Origin of the sequence: Roseibium sp. (genome assembly GCF_025698965.1) — a bacterium.
Lineage (GTDB): Bacteria > Pseudomonadota > Alphaproteobacteria > Rhizobiales > Stappiaceae > Roseibium.
Genome location: NZ_JAILWL010000427.1, coordinates 1 through 5742 on the forward strand (window position 1 = coordinate 1; position 5742 = coordinate 5742).

Sequence of the window (5742 nt, forward strand, 5' to 3'; positions counted from 1 at the left end):
GCATGCAAACAAGGTACCGGTCCGCCCCATACCACACATGACCTCATCCAGGATCAGCAACACACCATATTGGTCGCAAATCTCACGAACGCGCTTGAAATAGCCCTCAACAGGCGGCACAGCTCCAGCGGTCGCCCCGACAACCGGTTCGGCCACGAAAGCCATCACGTTTTCCGGCCCCAGACGCAGAAGTTCCGCCTCCAGCTCATTGGCAACCCGCTGTCCGTAGTCGTACGCCGTCTCGTCTTCGAGGCGACCGTGATACTCAAAGCAGGGCGAAATATGAGTCGTTTCGATCATCAAAGGCGAGAAAGGCTCACGCCGCCACTGGTTGCCGCCGGTTGCGAGAGCTCCAAGTGTATTGCCGTGATAGCTTTGCCGGCGGGCAATGACCCTGTGGCGGGAATTCTCACCCTTCTCCAGAAAGTACTGCCTCGCCAGTTTCAGTGCGGCCTCCACCGCTTCCGAACCGCCAGAGACAAAATAAACGCGGTCTAAATCGCCCGGAGCACTCTCAATAAGGAGGTCTGCAAGCTCCTCTGCCGGTTCCGTTGTGAAAAAACCGGTATGGGCAAACGCAATTTTGTCGACCTGTTCCTTGATTGCTCTTGTGACGTCCGGATCACTGTGCCCCAGACAGGACACGGCAGCGCCACCCGATCCGTCGAAATACTTTTTCCCTGAACTATCAATAATATAGCAACCATCTCCAGCAGCAGCGGCTGGTAGGCTTGCTTTGGTATGACGAGGAAAGACATGCGACATGAAGTGAAATCCGACAGGTAATTTGGATAAGATCCAGTGAGAATTTGTGACATTTGTATCAGACTATAGCGAAATCTGAAACATTTGTTTCTTGTGTCTGTTAACCACGTTTTTCATCACAATTTTAATCAAATTGCAGGAACCTCGGCATGGGGGACGACATCGCAAACACTTTTCTTCAAGGCTCGCCCGTCATGCGTCAGCGCCTCTTCGCCTGGATCTTCTTTATCGGATTTACAATTACGCTTGCCGGCTGCGGAACCGTCGCCGGAGTGACCGGGATGGGATGGGCAACCGCATCCCACAATTCCATCAGCTACGACGATTCTTCCTGGTGCGTGCCGCGCAAACTGAAAAAGGTGCTGAACCGGGTCGCCAAGCGCTATGGCAAGGTGACCGTTCATTCCACCAAACGCTGGTGGCTTGAGAACTGGTGGAAGGGCGGCGCGAAAAACTCCTACCACCTGAATTGCCGTGCAGTGGACTTCTCCGTTCGCGGCGACCCTGCTTCCGTCGTTGCCTTTTTGAAGGCACAGCCAGAGGTTGGCGGCTACAAGCGCTACTCCTCTGGGCACTATCACATCGATACCGGGCCCCGTCGCACCTGGTAATGGACCTGGCCCGGCAAGAGCTGTTTGGGTGAGCTATTTCAGTTCGCCCAACTCCAGCGCCATTTCCCAGGCAACCGGATCAAATCCGATGAAATTCTTTGTCTCGGCTTCGACGATCGGCCGTCTGATCGCGGAGGGATGTTCAATCAGGACTTCAAGAGCGCTGGCAGCGTCAACGACACTTTCCTGCGTCGCCTCATCCAGCCGGCGCCAGGTGGTGCCGCGCTTGTTGAGCACGGCGTCCCAGCCAAATTCCTTCATGAATTCGGCCAACCTGTCACCATCAACGCCATCTTTCTTGTAGTCGTGGAATTCGTAGTCGATTCCAGCTTCCTGAAGAAACTTTCTGGCCTTTTTGACCGTGTCGCAATTCTTGATACCGTAGACTTTCATGCTGCGAATTTCCTGTTTCTTGCCCTGTTCGGATTGCTGGCTGGACAGTTGCGGTTTGGCGCATGAGTTTCAAGGTCTGCGCAAAATCTTTCCACTGTGCGGGTTGACCAAGCTTGAATGCCAAGTCACTGATTTCAATATTCAGCCAGTCGGTCTACCACGACGACCAGCTCATCAGGGACGACCAGGGATTGTTCATGACAGCGTCTGATGCACCATCTGCCCCGGCAAACTCGGAAAGACCCGCGGTCAGAACTTCACTGAACCCTTCCTGGGGCAACTGGCGTCAACGCCTCAGACTCTGGAGCGGACTGATCCTGTTCGCCTTCTGTTTGAGCCATTTCTCAAACCATGCGCTTGGTATCATTTCGGTCAACGCGATGGAGAAGGCATCGCTCTGGCACTATTGGGTCTGGCGAAACCCCGTTGGTGAACTGGTACTGTTGCTCGCGGCGCTGACCCATGTGATCCTCGCCCTGTGGCGCACGTCGAAACGGCGCACTCTCAAGATGCCCCGTTGGGAATTCACCCAGCTTGTACTGGGTCTCTATATTCCGTGGGCCCTGATCCCCCATGTCAGCACGACCATGGCACTGAACAAAAATTTCGGCTTTCTGCCGACTTACCATCAGATGCTGACGATCCTTTGGCCAGACCGGGCGGTTTCGCAATCTTTGCTGCTGCTCGTTGTCTGGATACATTCGATGATTGGTCTGCATTTCTGGCTGAGGCTCTACCCGCTCTATCAAAAACTGAAATACGCAGCTCTTGCCTTCGCCGTCGCCATGCCGGTCATGGCCTTGTGGGGCTTTATCGAAGGCGCGCGCCGGCTTGCCCTTACCAAGGACGTGAAGGTGAACATTTCATCGGACCAGTTCGCGTGGCTTTCGGATGTCCGGGATCAGGCGCGGTCCGTGGTCCTTGGTCTGATCGTCGTTACGCTGCTTGCAATTCTAATCCGCTATCTCCTCAGCCTGACGGCCCGCAAACTGACAATTACCTACCCGGGCGGGCTGGCGGTCAAAGCAAAACCAGGCGCAACATTGCTGGAAATCAGTCGCATGAACGACGTGCCGCTGGCATCCGTTTGCGGTGGCAGGGCGCGGTGTTCAACCTGCCGCGTCAAAGTCCTCAATGGCAGGGAGGAACTTGTTGAGCCAACTTCGGCGGAAACAGCGGTTCTTGCCCGCATCGGCGCTGCGGACGATGTCAGGCTGGCCTGTCAGATCCGGCCGCAACAAAACATCGAGGTTCAGCCTCTGGTCGCCGTCAAGGCCAGTGCGGCGACAGGTGAGCACCAAAAAGATGCCTACCACTGGGGAGTTGAAAAGGAAGTGGTGGTGATGTTTGTCGACCTGCGCAACTTCACCGGCATTACAGAGGCTCAACTTGCCTATGACGTCGTACATCTGCTCAACAGTTATCTGGACCAGACATCCGCCGCGATCCGTGCCGAAGGCGGTTATGTGGATAAGTTCATCGGTGACGGCATCATGGCGATTTTTGGTATGGACAGCGATGCGCAGACCGGTGCCAGACAGGCACTTCGAGCGTGCAAGGGAATCGAAGCGGTCATGAAATCGCTGGACGCCGAAAAAGGCCCTCAATTCCGGGATTCCATTCGCCTTGGAATCGGAGTGCATATGGGTCCCGCAATCCTTGGCAGGATCGGTTCCGCCGGCGCGAATGGCGGACTGACCGCGCTTGGCGACGTCGTCAATACGGCCAGCAGGCTGGAAACGGAAAACAAGGCACATGGAAGCTTTCTGGCTGTTTCCCAGGCCGTGGTGGATGCAGCAGGTGCTGAACTTCCCGGCGCGGAAACCGCTGAAATCAAACTGCGCGGAAAAGAAATTCCCTTGCAAATCTTTACAGTAAACCGGTTAGATACCGTTCTTGTCCCGGATGGCTAGAACGCGTGTCGGAGGAACTGTGAGCAAAACATACACACCGCGTGAAATGCTGGAGAAACTGATCTCCTACAACACGGTTTCCGATCGCAGTAACCTCGATCTCATCCGATTTGCCGAGAACTATCTCGACGGACTGGGTGTTCATTCAACTCTGGTGCCTGACGGGACCGGCCAGAAAGCAGCACTTCATGCCATGATCGGGCCCGCGGTTGATGGCGGCGTGGTTCTGTCCGCCCATACAGACGTTGTTCCTGTCGCCGGTCAGGACTGGTCGCAGGATCCGTTTGAAGCCTGGGAGGCCGATGGTCGCCTCTATGGCCGGGGCAGTGCGGATATGAAGGGGTTTGCAGCGACGGTACTTGCAAAAGTTCCTGACTTTCTGAAATCGGACCTGAAAAAACCTATCCATATTGCCCTGTCCTATGATGAGGAAATCGGCTGTTTCGGTGTAGCACCGCTGATCGAGGACGTTCTTGCCAGAGGTCCAAAACCCAGCATCGCGATCGTGGGCGAACCTACAAATATGAAAGTTGTCACCGGGCAAAAGGGCATAACGGTTCTCAGAACAACAATTCGCGGTCATCCGGTTCATTCCAGCCTCCTGCACCAGGGCGTATCCGCCATATCCGCAGCCGCCAGGCTAATATCCTGGCTGGATGGAAAGACGGCGGAAAACAAGGAGAACGCAGACCCGAATTGTCCATTCGAACCACCCTATACGACACTCCATTGTGGAACGATTGAAGGTGGACAGGCGCATAACATAACAGCACAGCATTGCACGTTTGAAACCGATATACGCCTGCTTCCAGGCGAAGATGCGCTGACCTGGATCAGCGCCTACCGGTCATTCATCGAAACCGACGTCCTGCCGGGCATGCTGGAGATTTCGAAGAATTGTCGGATAGATGTTGAGGTGCTTGCAAATGTTCCCGGCCTGAAAGAGGAGATCGATGGAACTGCTGAGACGATCGCGCGCCGCCTCACCGGAGACAATTCCCGGACGGTCGTGGTCTATGCAACCGAGGGCGGTATTTTCCAGAACTACGGTCTCTCGACGGTGATATGCGGCCCGGGTTCAATCGACCAGGCTCACCAACCGGATGAATTTATTGAGCTTGTCGAATTGGACAGGTGTGCTGCCTTTTTGGACGGTTTACTTAAGGACATGTCACGGAAAGGCAGCTAAACGGGTTTGAAAACAGAGATTTACAATGTCATAGTTCTTTCAATCAAGTTGAGCGCTCAGTTTTTGGCAGAGTTTTGTGCGCTCGACATGCCATTCGGGAAACCGGAAATAAGAGGGGAAAATGAACAAAAAATCAGTATTACTGGCCGCTGCGCTGGCAGTCGCAGGGACAGGGTCGGCTGTTCAGGCTGAAACACTCAAATTTGCGTTTCAGGGCAGTTTGAATGGCCTCGACCCTTACAGTCTCAATGAGACATTCACGTTGTCATCACTTGGCAATACATACGAGGGCCTGACCCGCCGCGGTGCCGACCTGGCGATCGAGCCGGCGCTGGCAGAGAGCTGGGAGATTGTCGAACCCAACCGCTGGCGCTTCAAGCTGCGTCAGGGTGTCAAGTTCCACAACGGCAATGACTTCACCGCAGAAGACGTTGCGTTTTCCGTGAATCGCGTCCGCTCCGAAGGCTCCGACCTCAGCACCCGGGTCGGCGCAGACGTCAAGGTGGAGATCGTCGATGACTACACCGTCGATTTCGTGCTCCCGGGACCCAACCCGATCCTTAACTATGAGTGGGACACGTTCTACATCATGGACAAGGAATGGACGACCGAAAACGATGCGGTCAAGGTAACGTCCGCGTCCGACACGACGCCGAATTATGCTTCCTTGCACGCCAATGGCACCGGTCCGTTCAAGATCACCAGCCACGAAGCAGGGGTGAAAACCGTCTATGAAAAATTCGACGGCTGGTGGGACAAAGCGGAGCATAATCTCGATACGGTGGAGTTCACTCCGATTTCTTCCGATGCCACACGAGTTGCGGCGCTCCTGTCCGGCGAACTGGACATGGTTTATCCAATTCCGGTTCAG

6 protein-coding genes are annotated in these 5742 nt (G+C 54.9%); 4 read left to right on the forward strand and 2 right to left on the reverse strand.

The features are described 5' to 3' along the window. Positions 1-765: aminotransferase class III-fold pyridoxal phosphate-dependent enzyme (locus tag K5905_RS25980; protein WP_297589592.1), on the reverse strand; the 765-nt coding region annotated here is incomplete at its 3' end. A gap of 149 nt (positions 766-914) precedes the next feature. On the opposite strand from K5905_RS25980, the gene K5905_RS25985 reads away from it, so the two are divergent. Continuing rightward, a complete protein-coding gene (locus K5905_RS25985; RefSeq protein WP_297589594.1) occupies positions 915-1376 on the forward strand; it encodes a D-Ala-D-Ala carboxypeptidase family metallohydrolase in 462 nt (153 codons plus the stop codon). A 33-nt stretch (positions 1377-1409) separates the two neighbouring features. On the opposite strand, the gene K5905_RS25990 is transcribed toward K5905_RS25985, so the two are convergent. Then, positions 1410-1769, reverse strand: a complete 360-nt coding sequence (locus K5905_RS25990) for an ArsC family reductase (RefSeq protein WP_297589597.1) — start codon at positions 1767-1769, stop codon at positions 1410-1412. A gap of 113 nt (positions 1770-1882) precedes the next feature. On the opposite strand from K5905_RS25990, the gene K5905_RS25995 reads away from it, so the two are divergent. The 3 genes from K5905_RS25995 to K5905_RS26005 all read left to right on the forward strand — a co-directional run. Beyond that, positions 1883-3682 (forward strand): adenylate/guanylate cyclase domain-containing protein, encoded by a 1800-nt coding sequence (locus K5905_RS25995; RefSeq protein WP_297589601.1) that lies wholly within the window; start codon positions 1883-1885, stop codon positions 3680-3682. 19 nt (positions 3683-3701) lie between these two features. Then, entirely contained in the window at positions 3702-4871 is a 1170-nt protein-coding gene (gene argE, locus K5905_RS26000) for an acetylornithine deacetylase (RefSeq protein ID WP_297589603.1), read from the forward strand. Positions 4872-4992: 121 nt separating this feature from the next. Beyond that, positions 4993-5742 (forward strand): ABC transporter substrate-binding protein (locus K5905_RS26005; protein ID WP_297589605.1); only part of this gene is annotated, 750 nt, incomplete at its 3' end.